Below are 18,154 nucleotides of genomic sequence, written 5' to 3'. Positions count from 1 at the left end.
GTGCCACCATGAGCAAACCCATTGCCAGAGGGGGATTATCCACCCTAGAGAAACACAGCCACCCAGAAGCCGAGCACCTGCATAACACCCTGCCTTACCGTTATTTTAATGATGAAACGGGACTGTTTGAAAATCAAAGCTCGCTAGGCTTTGGTAAAAAGCTGAACGTCTTGGGCGGCGCGAATGATGATTTAGTGATGGCCTTGAATGATTTGGTGTGCCGTTTACCCGAAGGGGATAAGTGGGATTATCAATTTGTCTTAACGGGTGATAACCAAGTCGGGCATTTTATTGATGCTAACACCCAAAACGCCTCCAAACGGGGTGGCATTGTGGCAACCATCGCTGAAAATCAGGCCATTTATGCGCACCATGCCGCACGGCATGGTTTCAATACCCGCATGGGCGCCTCTAGCCGATTTGATTTAAAAAATTACCAAAGCTACTTCTTCTGTACCTCCAAAGAAAAAGAGTCCGTGGTCAGTGACATCAAAACCACGTTGGAATATGGCCTCAGTCAAACAGGGCTTGATCATCAGTCGATGACACCCAGTGACATGATTGACCATGTAAGCCAGGTGTTGAATTTTAACGGGAGCCGTAACACCCCAAGAAAAGTGCCTTATAACGAGGATGAATTACTCCACAAACAAATGCTGGAGCTCGACAGTGAATTTCTCATTCACCGTCAATATGTGGAAAGTAAATGCACCTTTGAACACCAAAAAGCCCCCGCCCATACTCGCATCATCAACTTTACGCTCCGAAAACTCCCGACGGAGTTTCGGTTGTATGCGTTCTCTAATTGCTTAGCCTCATTAAAAAAGTCCGCCAATGCCCTACGGTGTCCGTTTCGTATCAGTTGTAACTTTCGTATTGAGCCTAACGGCAAGCAACAGGTGGTGAATGACACCAAAATACGGGCATTAAGTAAATGGGCTAAATCTCCCATGGCGGCGTTCATGCCAACGGTCAAAAAAGAGCTGGCCGAGCGTGAAGCCTTACAAGAAGGTTTTTTACGGGATGAATTTAAAATCGCGTCGATGGTGTTCACCTTAACCTTGTTTTCCAACCAAGAAGACATGAAGATTGATATGGAATCCGCCCGCGGCGCCTTTAGAGAAGCGGGATTGACGATCATTGAAGCCAACATGATACAAGGGCAGACATTATTAGCATCATTGCCGTTTAACATGCTCAAATTCTTCAATGATTGCAAAGTCGCTGGGCGAGTACGCCAAGTAAAAACCTCAAACTTGGTGAACTTTTTCCCTGTGGTCGCGGAGTTCAAACGCCTAACAGGCGGTTTACTGCTCCCGACCATGCGCCACCAAATCAACTACTTTCATCCCTTTCGGTGTGGCACCGATAACTACAACATGGCGATAACGGGGGCGTCAGGCAGTGGTAAGTCGTTCATCACCCAAGCAATTTGTACCTCAGTATTCAGTGAAGGGGGAAAAGTCTGGATATTGGACAAAGGGGATTCATACAAAAAGCTCACCCAAACCATGGATGGGGTCTACATGACCTCAAAAGATATCTTCTTAAACCCATTTACCCACATCAAAGCCATCGAAACTAAAGAAGGCCAAGCATTAGACAGTGGTAAGGACAGTCCCGCCGAGGGGAATGACGTTCACCCAATGGCTGAAATTTTAGGGGGTGTCACGGGATTAATTGCGGCCATGGCCGCGCCCAATACCGACTTGGATGACACCCTTGAAAGCGCTCTAGAGGATGCGATTTTGATGGCGTGGGAAGCCAAACAACAAGCCACCTTGATTGATGATGTGCAAGAGGCCCTCTTTGCAATTGCGAAAAAACGCAATAATGACCGCCGCATTGAGGACTTAGGCCACCAACTGAATAAGTTTGTGTCCAAGGGGATTTATGGCGATATTTTCAATAAACCCTCTCAACTTGATCCGAATGTGCATTTAACCACCATTGAACTTGATGGTTTTGGCGATAACGTGCTCCGCCCCGTTATCTTTGCACTTATCGTGTCGATAAACCAAGCTATGTACCTTGCAGGCAGTCGCGGCACACCAAAAATGTGCATCATCGAGGAAGCATGGTCACTCATGAGTGGCAATAACCGCCAATCTCGGGCATTTATTGATAAAGGCTACCGCACTGCCCGTAAATTCGGCGGCAGCTTTGCCAGTGTCACCCAAAGTATTACCGACTTTTTCAAATCCGAAGAATCCGAAGCGGCCTATAACAACTCGGATATCAAGATAATCTTACGGCAAGGGTCGAGCTTTACGAAATTTGTAGAAGAACGACCAACCACCTTTGACATTGCTCATGTCGCTTTAGTAAAAAGCTTTCTTGAAGCCCCAAAAACAGGGTTTTCAAGTGCGATGATAATCGCAGGAACGCAAGTCACCTTCCACCGGTTATTTGCTGACCCGTGGTCAAGAGCCTTGCTCTCAACTGAGCCTAACGAGTATCAATATTGTGAAAAACTTATCGATAGCGGCATACCATTACTGGATGCTGTTGATAAGACCGCATGGCATTTTTACCCCGATGACATGGCGCAATTTGAGACCATCAAAGCCCAGTACTTACAGGATAAACATGCCCATGACGATTAATGTTTCCTTACCTACGTTAGTGTTATCCGTCGCGCTCAGTGTACCGACCACCTTAATCATCAACCATTTGGTTAATCCACCGCCTCGCTTCGCCGTGTTTGATTTAAAAGGCACGGTTCAAACCTACAGCAAGGACTTAGCGGAACAAGGGTTAGATGACAGCACATTGACACTAAAAACCCGTCAATTCAGTATGATGCTAGACACGGTACTGACCCGTTATAGCCATCAAAACAAGGTTATATTATTAGTGGAGCCCGCCGTCATTAAAGGTGCGCCTAATGTCACGCAGCCGTTACAAAAAGAAGTCTCACTGGCACTTTCCCACCTCCCATCATAGGAATACGTGTATGCAGCTTCACGAACATTATCAACATGCGATCAAACAGAATAACGTCTTACTTGAATTTGCTCGCCATGCCCGCCAAAGCAACCTGATACTGTGTTATATCAAAAAAGACAACCATGACAATGAAACCAATAACGCCCTTGCCATGGCGCTATTGCACGCTAACTGTCCCAATATTATGCAAGAAATACCACTAGGGCGTGTCGTGTTTGAAGTTGAGCAAGCACAATGCAAAAGTGCGGTATTACGGGCAGATATTGCAACCTTACGTGCACAGTTAACGTACCCCATCGAGGAGTAACCCCATGAAGCGACTGGTCTTACTTGTCGCGCTGCTTTCATCGTCTCTTCACGCCAAAGACCTTGGCGTGATAGCCCCTACCTTCCCCATTGCTGAAATCGACATGCTCGATTGGATACAACAACGGTTAATGACCTATGAGCAAACAGGGGAAATGGACAACATGAAGACGCAGTTTCAAGAACAAGTAAAAAAATCCGTACAACGGCCCCCGCCTGTGGCGGGTATCACCACTACCACCCGCCCGACAACCTTCACCGTTGATCCCACACTCACCTTAGCCAGTGACATCAAAGATGATAAAGGGCGGGTATTATTTAAAAAAGGACTGAAAATCAATCCGTTTGATGCCTCGACATGGCCGAACGGTCAACAACTGCCACACTTTACCCTATCCAAGCAGTTAGTGTTTTTAGATGGGGATGATCCACAACAATTACAGTGGGCGAAAACCTACCAAGCCAAGGTAGCCAAGGCGATCCCCACTCAAACAATCAAGTGGATTTTAATTAATGGGGAGCCTGAAACGGTCTTTAAGGTTTTACATCAGCGGATTTACTTTGACCAACGCGGGGATATCACACGCAAACTGACAGTAAAGCATGTTCCTACTGTTGCAAAGCAAGTGAATACCCATTGGCAACTGCAAGAATTTGATGTCAGTCATGAAAAAGACACACCACTGTCTCAATAGTGTTGTTCTTTATTCTGTTCACCTAAGAGGTGGTTTAACCATGAAGTAGCGAGCCTTAGCGAGTCTCTTCGTGGATAAAACGCATCACCCACCACCACGCTATCCACATCATCACCCTCACACTGATTTATCTCGCCATACAGGATCCATTCAAAGCGAATAGCCCCCCTTAACTGTACGCTTTCTTTATATAAGGACATATCATGTTTCAATATTTACGTTACGGTATGAAAGCGCTAGGACTCGTTCTAAGCACAATTATCATTGTCGGTATCAACACTATTTACCCCACTATTTACAAAGGTTTTTTAATGCTGCTCACGCTAGCGTTAATCGGCCTATTATTTACCCCAATACCCATAGTGACCGCATTATCACCCACGGATCTACAAGGACTTGGACGGTATGTTTTCCTGCTTGTGTTTGGGGTGGTTTATCTCTTAGAGCTAATTTCCGCAATCAGTATTAGCAAACTTGAGGATGAAATTGACTTATTGATTCAAAGCTACCAACGTGACAAATAACCGACCATGGATACAACAATATTGCCACTCACACACACAACGAACAACCCGCGCCAATAAAATCAACAAGATAATCGCTTTCGTTTCGATATACCTTCTTGTTTACCAGCCATTAAGGATTTTAATATGCTCAAACTCCTGTCGTGGGTAGTGGGGTTATGCTTGCTCGCCACCACCAACACGGCCAGCGCATCAGGGCCCGCATGTCGGGCTCGATTCATGAACCCCATTACTGATATTTGTTGGGAGTGTATTTTCCCTATCACTCTTGGTAGCGTTCCTCTTATTCCATCAAAGCGACCTGATACTAAAAACCCCACCATGCCGATTTCATTTTGTCCTAAACCCCCGCCAATATTTATGCAGGTTGGCTTGAATATTGGCTACTGGGAGCCTTACGCCATCACGGACGTTACCCGTGTTCCTTTTTGTATGGTCAATCTCGGGTTTTCATTAGGCGGGGGGATGTCACAACAAATTGGGGGCGCGAGCACCCATAAAGACAAAGCCGATGGCAGTGATGGGGCGTTTTATCAAGCGCACTGGTATAAGTACCCACTGATTTATTGGTTACAGATATTGCAATCAGCGGCCTGTATGTCGCTCGATAACTTTGATATCGGTTATTTAACGGAACTTGACCCCTTTTGGGATGATGATGAACTATCATTCATCCTTAACCCCGAGGTTATTTTATTCGGCAACCCAATAGCACAACTGGCGTGTGTGGCCGAGTCCGTAAAAACATCAGCAGGATCGTCGCTACCGATTGATGCACTCTTTTGGTGTATGGGCTCACAAGGCTCAGCTTATCCGCTCACGGGGAATACCACCTACCGCGACACCCCAATGCAATCCGCGGTATTGATGGCTGAGCGATTAAACTACAAACTGCATCGCCAAGGGATAGTTTGGGAAAGTTTAGGTACTGATGGTGCCGTTTGTTATCAGCATCCGATGCCAATATTGCCAAAATCCCGTTATCGGTATCAATTATCCAACGTGATACCGAATGCCACTAATTGCTATCCGTATGGCACCACAACGGCAATTTGGGAATCGGGCCATGATAACCCGGTAACAGGGGATAATTTTGGCTTTGTTCAATGGCGAAAACGCAACTGCGTTTTCCTTTAACATGACAAGGAAGGTTACGATGACACCCTTTTATTATATTGGTTTCAGTAGTTTATTATTATTCACCCTCCCAGCCGCACATGCGGCAGGAAATACCACCCAAGACTCTTTTAACAAGGCCAAACGTACATTAGAACGCTCTGTGTATGTTGATCATCGAGAAACCCTTTATTGCGGGGCTGCATTCACCGCCAACAAAACTGTCATTCCTCCACCAGGATTCACATCAACAACGCATGTTAAACGGGCTAAACGGATTGAATGGGAACATGTCGTTCCCGCGGAAAACTTTGGCCGTACCTTTACCGAATGGCGCGAAGGCCACCCCGCGTGCATTAACAGTAAAGGCCACGCCTTTAAAGGAAGAAAATGCGCAGAGAAAACCAATAACGATTACCGTTATATGCAAAGTGATATGTATAACCTGTTCCCCGCTATAGGGAGCGTGAACGCCTTGCGTTCAAACTACACCTTCACTTTACTGCCTAATACTAATAGTGATTTTGGCTCATGCACCATGAAAATTGATCATCGAAAGGCTGAGCCACCGGCTCAAGCCCGTGGCCGTATCGCTCGCACTTACTTATACATGGATGCCGTTTATCCACGTTATAAACTCAGTCGCCAACAAGCACAATTAATGCAGGCATGGGATAAGCTCTATCCTGTCTCAGAATGGGAATGTACCCGAGCTAAACGCATAGAAAAACTACAAGGTAATATTAACCCTATCATGGCGACGAGATGTCGATAAATAGTAGGCAAAAAAATACCGTATCAGAAAAAAACTGATACGGTAATTGGAGTATCCATTGCGGTTACTTTTTTTATAATGAGTACATACACAACAAGGTATATGTACCACAAGAATAATTTTTCACATAACACACATATGTAAAAATGATACCTCCTATCACAAAAAAAACCGTACCAGTTAACACTGATACGGCTGATTATTTAATCATGCAGAAGATTAAACAACATATTGAGATGTGGCTATTTATATATAACCACACCTCGCTGACTCATTCAATCCTCAAAACGTATAATAAAAGGACTGTTATCACTATGCCGTCTTCACCTGCTTACGCCCCTTTTTTACGCTACCAAGGCTTTATGTTCGCGTTCATGTTTCCCATGTTATTGAACCAACCCACACTTACCTTTGCGGGGTTGCTGCTTTTACTTAACCTTGCCCTGTATGCCATCGTGACCCATGACACGGTATCTGGCACCAGTCAAAGCCGATTAGTTGCCATTGTGTCATCGCCAACGATGTCACTGACCCTCGCTAAATCGATTGTCTATCACGTTGTCACTGACGCGCTACGCATGATCATTCCCGTCAGTGTGGTGTTTTACTTTATCGCAACGGCTATATGGCAATATTTACAAGGTGCATCAACATTAAGTCTGTCATTACCAATATTCATGACCGCACTTAAACTCATTGTTATCACCGCATATCTACTCGCTTGGATACCCGCACTACTGCGGTTTTCCAACAATGACAAGGAGGCCGTATGCGAATAAGCCCTTTTTTATGGCTACTCTTTAGCCCCGCCCTCTACGCGACGAGCTGGACAGAACAAGAAGTACACGCACTGCAACAACAAAAAGAAGCCCAAGCCGCTTCTTTTTTTACGCCTGATATTCAGCAACAACACCTCAACGCCTTCTTACATGCCGAGCAATACAAAGAACAAGCGAAGGTTGAGGGACAACAGGCCATCAAGAAAGTCACCCCCAAAGACAATCCCGATGCAGCGCCGCCGTCGATCATTGTCTTTGTCTCCTTGGGAATGCCTGAAACCTCACTGAAACAATTGCTGTTACAGGCAGAAAAACTGCATATACCTATCGTGATTAGAGGGATATTTGGCAACGATTTTAATACCACCATCGCCAAGGTTAAAAAACTGGTTCAGCCCCAACAAGGGCAATCGCCCTTGGGTGGGGTCTCCATTAACCCGATTTGGTTTAAACAATTTGGTATCAAGCAAGTGCCTGCGTTTGTGGTCATGAAACCCAATACCTGCACCGATAAACCCCCGTGTGACCCTAAAAATTACGATGTGGTCTATGGCAATGTATCGCTGTTTGATGCCCTCGATACCGTTGCCCGTGAGGGCGCTTATCACGCCATCGCAAGGAAAGCCTTACCATGACATATTATCGTTATTGCCTAATAGGGTTATTGCTCAGTCTTAACGCCCACGCCAACGCGATTGGCAACCGCTTTCACCAAGAAGTCCCTGATGCCAAAGCCGCCATTGAACGCAGTTTAAATAACCCCACCGTACAAGGATTTACTGCTGACAGTTATTGCAAAGACCAAGCCTGTATTAAGGAAATGCGCAACCCTAAACAACAGCAGTATTTTGGTAATGACAAAGCCTTAGTGGCCGAAGGGCAAAAACAATTGGTCACGAACCCTAATGCGACCAACATTACATCAGGGTTTAACAACCAACCCAAACGCCCCATTGACCCCAATGATCCTGCCTATCGGCAAGCACAAGGGTTCATGGATAACAGCTATAACATCAGTCATGGTATATCGAATAAGTACATTGATTGTGAAGGCGGCCAACTCTGTGAGTATATTGATGCTACCCGTCAATGCTCGAAACCCACAGGCAACCCTATCCGTTGTACATTGAGCTATATCATTGACCATTATCAAGAACAACAAAAAACCGCCACCGTCCCCCTGATTAAAAATGGAAATGACACATGGACGTTCACGTTACCAACCGAGGCAACAACATTACTTTCTATAACGTTACCCACACTCTCAATCAGTGCACACACCCGTAACTATTGCCTCCGTAAACAACCATCCATATCACGACAAATCAATCATCGGTCGTTACCCAAGAAAGAGGGCAGTCGCTGGCGATGCAGCCTCTATGATACCGGTCACTCCAACCAAGGAAATTACAAAATTTATCGCAATACATCATCCATCCCCGCTGAGGAAGTGGTCATGAACACCACCGAGCGCCAATACCGCTTACATTACACCCCGGATGATTATGGCTATGTAACAGGCGCTAGTGTCACGATAAAGTACTCTCACGCAACCCCCGTCATGACATGGCGTAATAGCTGTGGTAATGCCATTCCACCTAATTGTATTAAAACAGACACCACATGCAGTAACGGGAATTGCACTGAAAAACAAGAAACATGGCAATGTGAATCACCGAATACGTGTGATACCTACCTAACCCCTACCCGCGCAGTGACAGGCGCCCCTTTGACCTGTGTTGAAAAAAGCCAAACCTGCAAAACCCAGATTTTAGGCGTGTGTTTGGAATATGACGTCACCCTCGATTGTGAAGAGCGTACTTGCAAAGCAAGTAACCTCCAATGTGGTGAGACCTTCTTTTGTATTGACGGGGATTGTTATGACGAAGAGCAAAAGCAGAATGATAACTTTTCAGAAGCGGCCTCTGGCCTAGCAGCCCTTGGGGAAGCGGCTAAATCCTTTAGTGCCGAAAATCTACGGGTCTTTACGGGCAATGCTGCCTCATGCAGTAAAAAGCCCATTGGACTTTCTGATTGCTGCGCCGATTCAGGTTGGGGTAATAACATTGGATTGACTCAATGCTCAGAAGAAGAGAAGAGCTTATCTGACGCCAAAGAGAAAAAACTCACCATTGAACTCGGTGAATACTGCGCTGAAAAAGTCCTTGGGGTCTGTATTCGTAAGAAGAAAAGCTATTGCCAGTTTGATAGCAAGATGACCCGCATCATTCAAGAACAAGGCAAGCAACAACTCGGCCTCGGGTTTGGCAGTAAAAAACACCCTGATTGTTCAGGCTTTACGCCAGAACAATTACAGCAAGTGGATTTTTCCAAAATAGACATGAGTGACTTCTATGAGGATTTAAACGCCAACATGGAATTACCCAATATGCAGGAAATCCAAGACCGTATTAATGATAAATACAGCGACCTTTCTCAATAACGACCCATTACAGTTAATGTGTATAAGGAAATGAACAATGTGCTTACGTTTCATTCTATTGAGTCTGCTGTTATTGGCAGGTGCCGCCCATGCCACCCCGCAAGGGTGGCGCTGGTATAACACGCCATCATCACCGACCCAACAACTTAAACCCAAGCCGCCACCAATGCCACCCCAAGCGAGTGTGACGCAAACGCCACCGCCAAAGAAAACCTTAACGGCCACCGAGCAAATGCAATGGTTTCAGGGGTACATGGCCGAGGTGCAAAACAAAGCCATCATTAACCCTACGGTTGAAAACACACTGGCGTTCATGCGGTTAAGTCATTTCATTGATGGTAAGACCACTGACTTTGGCATGACATGGAAAGAAGCCTTACTCGAAGATCCAAGCCTGTCCTATCGAATGAAACACCCAACAGAATCCTTGGCACGACAAACTCAAAACGCTCAAATCAAAGCCCGTAAGGTCGCGGCAGTTGAATCACTGGCAAACGAAGGTTACGGCTTATTCTTTGCCTATAACGGCAATACCCCGTTAGACCAACAACTCGCCCCGAGTATTCAAGCCTTTGCTGACCAATACGGCATTGAATTACTCGGCATTACCTTAGACGGTAAAACGCTAGCGACCATAAGGGATAACAAACGCAATGACGGTAAACTGAATATTCAAACCTCGCCCGCATTACTACTGGTTAACCCTAAAACCAACAGCATCAAACCATTAGCCTATGGCTTTATTTCACAAGAGGAATTACTCGGTCGTTTCCTTAACGTGGCAACAGATTACGCCCCTGATTTTTAAGTGAGCACATCATGAATTTAAGAATAACCATCAATCTTGATCAAGACCCTACGCCACCCATCACTGAATATTCATTATCCCAACTCATGCAGCAACACCTTACCCATTGGCCGCAAGGGGCACGATGTGCCACCCAAGAACGAGACGGTGAAGTGTTATTTTGGAATGCGAGCATCAATAAGGTACGACAAGCGAGAAAAGAGGCCACACCAAGACGCGGCTTAATACCCTTAATAGGGCTGAGGTATCAAATGAATACAACGTATTTTGAAGATGATGATGCAACATTATTAGCGAAGGATTGGCAATGCAGTGTGGTGACACTTGAGGAGTTTGTAACGGCTGGATGAAGAAAAGGCCACGTTATCCTTAACGTGGCCCTTCTAATTATCACCGAAAAAAATGACATGAGACGACTAAATAACATGTCATCCATTCTTTTTACCTTCAATACGCCTTATTAACAAATCAATAATTACCATTATTTGACCCACCCCATACTTTTCGAGAATATCTAATGAAAAAACATACCCCCTTGATATGCATATTATTAACTATGCTCATGCCTGTACATGCTAATAGTGTCACTGACGCCTTAGTGAAGGCACAGCAAAACCCAACGCCATTAATCGAAGCGGCCACACCGCAAGCTAATACCCAAGAATACGGACTGGCTTTCATCTTTAGCTCAACGTGCCCTTATTGCCACCAATTCGCCCCTACCTTACAGGCATTTGCCAAACAAACCGGCTTACCCGTTTACGCGTTTTCAATGGATGGTCGGGGATTACCGCAATACCCACAACCATTAACGGCCACCAAAGATATTTTAATGACCTTTTATCAAACAAGCAGTAATGCCACCTATCCTGCTTTATTTTTAGTCAATCTAAACAACCGTAAACATGTCCCGCTGGCTATCGGTAATGTGCCATTGTCGGCACTCAACACCACCTATCAAGCCAGTCTGACCTATCCTCACATTAAGAGTCGTTTACAATGAAGCTATTACCCTTTCTGATTGCATTAACCCTTTCAACACCCGCGGCTGCCAGTATTGACGGTGATTTAGGTCAATTCTTTGATGGCTTAAATTACAACACCACCACCCCACAAGCCTATAAAGGCCAAGCGGCCAGTTATTACACCGGGGGCTCCGCTTTTATTCGCACCCCAGTACGACAAGCTCAAATTGCTAGTGTCTCTTTACCATCAATCAGTGCTGGTTGCGGAGGCATTGATTTATTCGCCGGTGGTTTTTCTTACATTAACAGTGATCAATTGGTTGCGATGGGAAAATCCATTGTCTCAAGCGCCATTCCCTTTGCAGTGGATTTAGCCCTCCAAACGTGGGCGCCCCAACTTAAAAACGTCAAAGACCGTTTAGAGTCTATTGCTCAACGCATTAACTCACTCTCAGTTAACTCCTGTGAAGCGGCGCAAAGTAGTGTTGCTGCCCTGTCAGGGTTTGCAGGGGTAGGTAATAAACAGTACATCTGCGCCACCATGGGAACACAAAACAACAGCTTTTCTGATTGGGCGGCCGCCAAGAATGGCTGTAACAGTGAAGGGGAAGTCAATAAACAAACGGCCAACGCCACCAAAGATCCTAACCTCAAAGACGCTATCACGGCCAACCGTAATATCATTTGGTATTCATTAATGAAGAATGGCTTTCTAGTGGGGGACAAACAGTTAGCCGAGTTCTTTATGTCATTGTCAGGCACCATTATCTATGATGCAAAAACCAACATGCAGCGTTATCCGTCACTCTTTACCACCAATAATAACTTGGTCAAACACATCCTTGAAGGGGGCACGGTCAAACTCTATCGCTGCGATAAGCAAGGCCAAAACGAATGTTTACAACCGACCCAAGTCGATTATGAATTTAAGAAAGACAAAACCCTCAAAATCAAAATCTCTAAGTTACTCAATGATATTGTGACGAATTACAAAACAGACACCCCTTTAACGAAAGCCCAACAAGCCTTTTTAGAATCCATCACCTTACCCATTCTTAAAATGATGACCGTTTCCTTAGAGTCAGGGACGCAACCCAATGTTGCGGCCTACAGTGACGTGATATCAACGGACTTAATTGCCAGTTACTTACAAAACGCCCTCACTGTAATTCAAGGATCTATCAGCAGTCATGGCAGTAACCCTGATGATATCGACAAACTCTATGCCGTTATTGAGTCCGTCAACCAACAATTACGCCTAACCCGTATTCAAGCCCTCCAAACCCTTGAGGCTGAGCACGCCATCATTGAAAGCATGATGCAGCTTGAAAAACAGGTGGAAGGTAACTTTTCTGCAAAAACTCGGGCCAATTTACAATTTAAGGAATAATTATCATGGCTATGGATGTTTATGTCTTTTCCGGCGGTTATACCGCCGATAGAGTCTTTAATGCTCTAGCAACTTTTTTTCATGGTCAAGGTTGGACACACTTATTGTCTATCATCGCCATGATAGCGTTATTGATGACCGCTGTTCGGTTTTTCTTAACCCGTGACCATAATGGCATTGCGGCATGGTTTGCGCTCAACTTGATTATCCCTACATTTTTACTTACCCCAACCACCACAGTCCATATCATTGATGCCAGCCAACAAGGTAAAGCCTATACGGTGGATAACGTCCCCTTTGGGGTAGCTATCCCTGCGCATTATGGCACCACCTTCATGCAAGGGTTATCAAATATTGTAGATTTCATCTTTATTACCCCTAATGACCAAGCCTACTCCAAATCCGGCATGTTATTTGGGTCAAAGCTGTTTAACCTCTCTAATTCTATTGGTATCCAAGATGCCAAACTAAAAGGGTTATGGGGGCAATATGTAGCGAACTGTATAAGAAAAGATATCACCATCAATAATAAATACACATGGAACCAATTTGCGAATGCGGGTGATATCTTTGCATTTTTACACAATCACCGTCCTTCTCCAGTACGCCGTATTGCCATGGACAATGACTTCCCAACCTGTAAAGACGTGTTACCAAAACTGGAGAAGATGTTCATTGCAGAAGCCGACAAGAGTTTTGCTTATATCGGCACACAATCCTTTGGTAGCAAGATAGCCAAAGAAGAAGCATTGCTAAAAAATTCAATTCAAAACAGCTACCGCACGTTCCATCATATTAATCAGTCAGCCACTAATATCATGAAACAAAACATGGCTATCAATGCGGTGCGTTCGGGGCTTTATGACAGTGCCGCTTCAAAAAATGCCACGGCGGCTGCCATTAACTACGCAGAAACCCAGAGCCAAATGCAAACCCAATCTACTATGGTCACGATGGGGAATAACGCGAAAAACTGGCTGCCGATGGTGCATTCAGCCTTAATGCTACTCATTATGTGCTCATCCATTTTGGTGTTCTTAACCTGCTTTATTCCTGGTATGACGGTAAAAGTATTAAAAGGCTACCTCGGGGGATTCTTCTACCTTGCAACATGGCCGCTCTTTTTTACCTTCATCAACATGATAATGACCTATTCATTGCAAAGTGCGGGGGCCGATGCCAATGATATATATAAAGGCATGAGTTTTGATGCCAGTACCCCCTTACAAGCGATGCACTATCGATTCGCGGCCATCGCAGGATGGCTGATGATGTGTGTACCGATTATTGCCAAGTTTGCTCTTCAAGGGGGTACGGCTATTGCGGGCAGTTTAGCCACACAATTTGTTGGCCTCTCCAACAGCAGTGCAGCGAGACCATCAGCAGCCGCGGCAACGGGTGATATTGGTTATGGCATCGTGCAAATGGACACATGGCAATCTAACTCGATGTCAGGCAATAAGCATGATATGGCCTTTTTAAATCAAGCCTATGGCGCCACCACTCAACGGGCTGACGGGTCGAGTGTGACGGCCTTACCTAACGGTAATGCGGTTTACAACAGTCGCGGAGGTATATCGAGTTTAGGGTTTGATATCAGCAGTAATGAAGTGCAAAGCCGCAGTTTACAACAGAATTTAAGTCAAGCGGAACGCACCACTGCGCAACAACGCACCTCTTACAATACCTCACTCGGCTCAACATCTGACGCCTTATTGAGCCTAACTAACAGTGCCAATCATAACAAAAGTTATGGCAGTGGCACTCAAGACACCAAGAGCGCCAGCTACAACGACACCTTATCTAAAATGGATTCGGTGATATCGGATGTGGCACATACGCAAGGGACATCAAAATCTGAGGCAACTAAGAGCATGGTTGATAATTATTTTGACTATAACGCATCAGGAGGAGCGTCTCTTGGAGGGGGTTTTGGGAAATTTGGTAATTTCAAAGTGGGCGGAACTGCTACAGCAGGGCAACGACGTACAAACTCAGAAGTAGAATCCAATGAAACTAATAAAGGCCGCACTGAACGCATCAGTGGCAGTAAACAAAATCAGTTCAATGACCTAATGAGTCAATTAGAATCCTTTAGCAACAACACCAATACCAGTGACTTACGGGGTATTAACCAACAAGCCGCTTCTACGTTTAATAACAGCTTTAGAAAAACAGAAGATTTAGCTGAAAGCCTTGATACCAGTTACTTACGCGAAAAATCGTACAGTGCTGCATTACAAGACTCGCAATCAGGATCGTTAAGCCTCAACACCAACTTGATCCCTGAGTTCCAAGCCTATGTTACTGAACGTCGCCCAGAGCATGTTGAAGCGCTATTAAATGGCAGTAATCCTTCTATCGTTGAAGAGCGAGAGGGATTATTTCAGGCATTCATGGCGGAAAAATACGCTAACTATAACCCTAAGCTTAAAGCGGCATTGGATGACAGCAGTATGAACCGCGACCCACAAAGTGTTAATGGTGAAAACTTACAACAGCATTATCAAGCAGACAGTGTGGCATTAAAAACGACGCACGGTAACCAACGAGAACTTAATCAACATGTTGCCGAGGAAAATATACAGCAGGAACAAGAAAAGTTATATGACGCAACAGAACAACAACAACGAGAACAAACATCACATGAGCAGTATACCAAAATAGACAAGGACTTAACCGAAATAGAAAAACACCGATAACTCGATTTTAAAGCGGTATGACCTACCGCTTTTTAACAAAAAATTTAATCTTTTCACGGTATTTTGGTGCACTAAATACCTGAACTAAAGCAATCGAAACAAAACATATTATACCAATTGATATAGCTATATGAAATTCAATAAATCCTCTAACCATAAGGATTACACTAATTATTATAATCCCAACAAACAACACTGAAAACGCCTCTGTATTGATATAGAGCTTTTCAGTTTCATCAACTTGCTTATTCCACTCTTCAATCGAACTGCCGTTATTCACCATCTCGGCCATATTAAATGGCGATGCTTTTACGGGCTCACTCGATGCGGGTGATGCCAACAACTGATCAATTTCATCGTCTGACAATCCCTTCTTTCGCAGCAGATCTATTTTTGCTGTTAGTGACATCGTTGGTGGTGTACTCATATTCATCGCCTCGGTTAACTGTGTTTTTGTACACCCATTCTACGAGAACACCGATCTTCGGACAATATTTATTCATCTTAACTAAGCATATTTATGCTTATAGCCCTTATTTTATCCCTTTCATCAGGAATACTTATGAACAAACTCGCTCGCCCAAAAGCCCGCACCAGTAATTTTACTCGGGGCGGCCAAATATTTTTCCATAACTGGCGCATGTATTTTCAAATCATTGGCAATATCTTTCATTGGTACGCCTTGGCCGTCATTGTGTTAACACTCGGCATCGCTTATCTATCCATTGATGCAGAGACCATTGCCTCACTCAAATATTACTTTCAAGCAAAATGGAGCCTCAATACCAATAACACGATCATCGTCCATGCTAACGGCGCTGATTTCCCCTACACCGTTCAACAACTTCGTGAAAGCCCGACACTCAATGCCATCGTTGATAGGGCATGGATTATTTTACAATTCAGCTTTGTGTTCGCATTCATCATCGTAACGGGCGTGATGACCTTGATCATGCGGTATTTCAGAAAAAAAGGAGAAGAACAAACCGCGGATTGCCTTGTTCGAGGCACACGTATTGCCACCCCTGACGCCTTGGCCGCCCAACTTAAAAAAGACAAAAATATTTCAACATTCTCTCTTGATGGCCTCCACTTATTACCCAACAATTTTGAAGTACGTCATATCTACATGGGCGGCTCTACGGGTACAGGTAAAACCGTCATGATCCGCAAACTCTTACGTTGGATACGTGATCGTGGTGATAAAGCAGTGATTTATGATAAAGGCTGCACCTTTGTTTCCCGTTTTTATAACCCTGCCACCGACTACATTCTGAACCCTTTTGATGAACGGTCAGTCAATTGGTCTATCTGGAATGACGCGAATGATGTCAGTGATTATGAAAACTTAGCCGCCGCCTTAGTGCCACATACAGGCAATGGTGATCCCTTCTGGATTGAAGCCTCACGCACTATATTCACCAACACCGCCTATAAAATGGCGCAAGATAATGAGCCTTGCACCATGGAACGCTTATTAGAGCTGATACTTAAAGCGCCATTATCCACCCTTGCCGCTTACCTTGATGGCACAGAATCAACCAGTTTAGTCTCTGAAAAGTCGCAAAAAACGGCGATTTCTATCAAATCCGTGTTGGCGGCCTACATCAAATCCCTGCGTTATATGGAAGGACTTGATAAACCTGACGAGAACGGCCAAGTGCGACCGGCTTTTTCTATCAATAATTGGGTACAGAATGATGATGAAAAAGGCTTTTTGTATTTAACCTCTAACGCACAACAACATACGTCATTACGCCCGTTAATTTCGATGTGGTTATCCACGGCGTCTACCGCCATTTTATCCTTGGATGAAAACCCGGATCGCCGTATTTGGATCATCACTGACGAATTACCCAGTTTGCATCAATTACCCGATCTTGCCAGCACCTTAGCCGAAGTGCGTAAGCATGGTGGCTGTTACCTGATTGGTTTTCAGTCCTATGCGCAGTTCGTCAAAATTTACGGCCAACATGCCGCTGATGAAATGGTGGATTTACTCAACACCCGTTTTTATACCCGTAACCCCTCACACGCCATGGCGAAAAAATCCAGTGATGACTTAGGAGAACAAGAACTTGAGATATCTAAAGAGCAATACAGCTACGGTGCCAACAGTGTCCGTGACGGTATTTCATTAGGCCATCAAACCATTACCCGCCCTGCGGTATTACCGTCGGAGATCATGCAGTTAGATGATCTGCAATGTTGGTTACGGGTATTTGGTAATTACCCGATCACTAAGCTGAAATTCAAGTTTGATGAAATGCCAGCCATCGCCCGAAGTTTTGAGAAACGCCACTATCAAAGCAGTGACCAAATGAAAGAGCTCGATAGCTTACTCACACACTATCAACTGGGGGCATTGACTGCGTTACCTGAAAAGGATCGTCAGGCGTTATTAGATATTCATAAGAATCAATTTGAGGGGGATGAAGACAGCCAACAGGAAGAAGAAACACGGATGCAGAAAACCATCAGTGATAAAGAGCAGAACGATGATCAAGACATAGAAAAACAAAAACAGCGAGAAGACATTGAAATGCGAGCCCAACTCGCCACACCCGATCATACGGAACAAGCCTTACATGATATGGACAATACCACGGTAAATCCTTATGACGGCATGGATATGTAGTAACCAAGAAGGTTAACAACATCGTATAACAATGAGCGTTATTTGCGCTCATTACTTTAAAAAT

Annotated in this window: 17 protein-coding genes; 16 read left to right on the top strand and 1 reads right to left on the bottom strand. The window is 44.7% G+C overall.

The annotated features are described in order from the left end of the window. Positions 1-8 precede the first annotated feature (8 nt). The 15 genes from traC (at position 9) to traG (ending at position 15,452) form a co-directional block, all read left to right on the top strand. The gene (gene traC / locus CIK00_RS17470; RefSeq protein WP_101769923.1) at positions 9-2,606 is read left to right on the top strand and encodes a type IV secretion system protein TraC; all 2,598 of its coding nucleotides are present in this window, start codon (positions 9-11) and stop codon (positions 2,604-2,606) included. Then, on the top strand, positions 2,596-2,946 hold the full coding sequence (locus CIK00_RS17465; RefSeq protein ID WP_167388578.1) for a TrbI F-type domain-containing protein: 351 nt from the start codon (positions 2,596-2,598) through the stop codon (positions 2,944-2,946). The genes traC and CIK00_RS17465 overlap by 11 nt, the downstream gene beginning before the upstream one ends. Positions 2,947-2,956: 10 nt before the next feature. Continuing rightward, a complete protein-coding gene (locus tag CIK00_RS17460; protein ID WP_101769921.1) occupies positions 2,957-3,256 on the top strand; it encodes a hypothetical protein in 300 nt (99 codons plus the stop codon). Positions 3,257-3,260: 4 nt separating this feature from the next. Next, positions 3,261-3,950 (top strand): type-F conjugative transfer system protein TraW, encoded by a 690-nt coding sequence (gene traW, locus CIK00_RS17455; RefSeq protein ID WP_101769920.1) that lies wholly within the window; start codon positions 3,261-3,263, stop codon positions 3,948-3,950. Between the two features lie 203 nt (positions 3,951-4,153). Continuing rightward, on the top strand, positions 4,154-4,474 hold the full coding sequence (locus CIK00_RS17445) for a hypothetical protein (protein WP_101769918.1): 321 nt from the start codon (positions 4,154-4,156) through the stop codon (positions 4,472-4,474). Between the two features lie 126 nt (positions 4,475-4,600). Further along, complete coding sequence (gene traU, locus CIK00_RS17440; RefSeq protein WP_101769917.1) at positions 4,601-5,611, top strand: conjugal transfer pilus assembly protein TraU; 1,011 nt, start codon at positions 4,601-4,603, stop codon at positions 5,609-5,611. Positions 5,612-5,630: 19 nt separating this feature from the next. Further along, positions 5,631-6,365 carry an endonuclease gene (locus CIK00_RS17435; RefSeq protein WP_101769916.1) on the top strand — a complete coding sequence of 245 codons (735 nt, stop codon included), beginning with the start codon at positions 5,631-5,633 and terminating at the stop codon, positions 6,363-6,365. A gap of 314 nt (positions 6,366-6,679) precedes the next feature. Beyond that, a complete protein-coding gene (locus CIK00_RS17430; RefSeq protein ID WP_101769915.1) occupies positions 6,680-7,144 on the top strand; it encodes a hypothetical protein in 465 nt (154 codons plus the stop codon). Further along, positions 7,135-7,779 carry a type-F conjugative transfer system pilin assembly protein TrbC gene (gene trbC, locus CIK00_RS17425; protein ID WP_101769914.1) on the top strand — a complete coding sequence of 215 codons (645 nt, stop codon included), beginning with the start codon at positions 7,135-7,137 and terminating at the stop codon, positions 7,777-7,779. Before CIK00_RS17430 ends, trbC begins: the two co-directional genes overlap by 10 nt. Beyond that, entirely contained in the window at positions 7,776-9,587 is a 1,812-nt protein-coding gene (gene traN / locus CIK00_RS17420) for a type-F conjugative transfer system mating-pair stabilization protein TraN (RefSeq protein ID WP_101769913.1), read from the top strand. Before trbC ends, traN begins: the two co-directional genes overlap by 4 nt. Before the next feature lie 37 nt (positions 9,588-9,624). Next, the gene (gene traF / locus CIK00_RS17415) at positions 9,625-10,395 is read left to right on the top strand and encodes a type-F conjugative transfer system pilin assembly protein TraF (RefSeq protein WP_101769912.1); all 771 of its coding nucleotides are present in this window, start codon (positions 9,625-9,627) and stop codon (positions 10,393-10,395) included. 11 nt (positions 10,396-10,406) lie between these two features. Next, positions 10,407-10,745 carry a hypothetical protein gene (locus tag CIK00_RS17410; protein ID WP_101769911.1) on the top strand — a complete coding sequence of 113 codons (339 nt, stop codon included), beginning with the start codon at positions 10,407-10,409 and terminating at the stop codon, positions 10,743-10,745. 167 nt (positions 10,746-10,912) lie between these two features. Then, a complete protein-coding gene (trbB, locus tag CIK00_RS17405; RefSeq protein WP_101769910.1) occupies positions 10,913-11,398 on the top strand; it encodes a type-F conjugative transfer system pilin assembly thiol-disulfide isomerase TrbB in 486 nt (161 codons plus the stop codon). Further along, a complete protein-coding gene (locus tag CIK00_RS17400; RefSeq protein ID WP_101769909.1) occupies positions 11,395-12,750 on the top strand; it encodes a conjugal transfer protein TraH in 1,356 nt (451 codons plus the stop codon). The genes trbB and CIK00_RS17400 overlap by 4 nt, the downstream gene beginning before the upstream one ends. Positions 12,751-12,755: 5 nt before the next feature. Beyond that, entirely contained in the window at positions 12,756-15,452 is a 2,697-nt protein-coding gene (gene traG, locus CIK00_RS17395; RefSeq protein ID WP_101769908.1) for a conjugal transfer mating-pair stabilization protein TraG, read from the top strand. 22 nt (positions 15,453-15,474) lie between these two features. Here traG and CIK00_RS17390 read toward each other — a convergent pair whose 3' ends face one another. Beyond that, positions 15,475-15,879 (bottom strand): peroxisomal membrane protein PEX14, encoded by a 405-nt coding sequence (locus CIK00_RS17390; protein WP_101769907.1) that lies wholly within the window; start codon positions 15,877-15,879, stop codon positions 15,475-15,477. 135 nt (positions 15,880-16,014) lie between these two features. Between CIK00_RS17390 and traD the strand changes: the two genes are divergently transcribed. Next, positions 16,015-18,090, top strand: a complete 2,076-nt coding sequence (traD, locus tag CIK00_RS17385; RefSeq protein ID WP_232602036.1) for a type IV conjugative transfer system coupling protein TraD — start codon at positions 16,015-16,017, stop codon at positions 18,088-18,090. The last annotated feature ends 64 nt before the right edge of the window (positions 18,091-18,154 follow it).

It is taken from the genome of Photobacterium carnosum, assembly GCF_002849605.1.
Taxonomy (GTDB): domain Bacteria; phylum Pseudomonadota; class Gammaproteobacteria; order Enterobacterales; family Vibrionaceae; genus Photobacterium; species Photobacterium carnosum.
The sequence above is the reverse complement of the archived record's forward strand: the minus strand, read 5'-3'. Positions and strand labels throughout refer to the sequence as shown.